Source organism: Kitasatospora sp. NPDC059747 (assembly GCF_042732955.1).
Taxonomy (GTDB): Bacteria; Actinomycetota; Actinomycetes; order Streptomycetales; family Streptomycetaceae; genus Kitasatospora.
In genome coordinates, this window is sequence record NZ_JBHWGV010000295.1 from 1 (window position 1) to 1,065 (window position 1,065).

The 1,065-nt window shown below is 41.1% G+C and carries 2 protein-coding genes; both read right to left on the reverse strand.

The genetic code is table 11. The annotated features are described in order from the left end of the window. The coding region (locus tag ACFV4G_RS43575) for a hypothetical protein (protein WP_380449231.1) at window positions 1-437 on the reverse strand (437 nt) is incomplete at its 3' end. Window positions 438-673: 236 nt separating this feature from the next. Continuing rightward, on the reverse strand, window positions 674-952 hold the full coding sequence (locus ACFV4G_RS43580; protein ID WP_380449232.1) for a hypothetical protein: 279 nt from the start codon (window positions 950-952) through the stop codon (window positions 674-676). Window positions 953-1,065: the final 113 nt, after the last annotated feature.

Genomic DNA, 1,065 nt, shown 5'->3' on the forward strand with positions numbered 1-1,065 from the left:
CAGCCTTTAAATTTACTTGTCTCTAAATACAAGAGCATAAAACCGCGATAATCACCAGCTTTATCCGGCCTAACCGGATCCAGCTCTTCGAACTTTTGAAACTGCGACCTTTCTTCATCTACGCACTCAACGGACGCCAAGGTCACCATCACATTAAATTCATCTACAGACCCGTGAGAGTTAATACTTACCGGGAAAAATTCTACTTCAGGGAAACACATTAACTCCTTTCTAACTTTTTCACTGACTATGGGAACACCAAAAACCTCCGAAAAAGTAAAGTCCATCCTTGCGCCGGCAACATATACATCAATTTTTCCATGATTTAAGAATTGGGGACGGGAATGCATAAACGCCCAATTATCGACTTCATGTATATCTCCCAAGTGCCACCTACCCGGAAAATTCACATCATCTATCAAACGGAAATATTGCATAATATTACTCTTTTTTTAACCAGCGGTTTACTTGACTGCCTGGCGTAACAGCCTCGACTTTAATCCGTTCCAAGGTCAACTCTATAGCATTTTTATAAGCGCTTGTGTTGGCCGGAACACCGACAGTAGCAGACTGAAGCTGATCATATATATAGGTCAAAGGGGACGGATTTATTTAATCAACTCATCTGGATTTTTAAATATTTAAATAAATCAGTCCCCTTTACGCTAAACACTTAACTATCAGTTTTTAGTTTAATCTCAGCTCCGTCTGGCAGGTCTTTAATTTGGCAGGCAATATCAGCCCTAAACCTCATCCCCTCCACAGCATCTGCCATATACATGTTATCCAGCACAAAATCTCCTCCCAGCACGAATGGCACCTTCGGCAACAAACGTTTTCCTGTGGGAAGCTGACCATTCTTCTTTTGCCATTGATGCGCTAACGGGTAGCCCGTGAGCGTCTCATAATCACTAAGTACTATTTTTGCCCAGTTTTCGATATCGTCAGCCAAATACTCTAGTGCCCCGGTTTCCGGGTCAAAAATATAAATCTTGTTATCTTTAATACAGAACTGCCCACCGAAAATTTCTTAAGCAAAAAAATAAGCAACAATCTGCAATAACC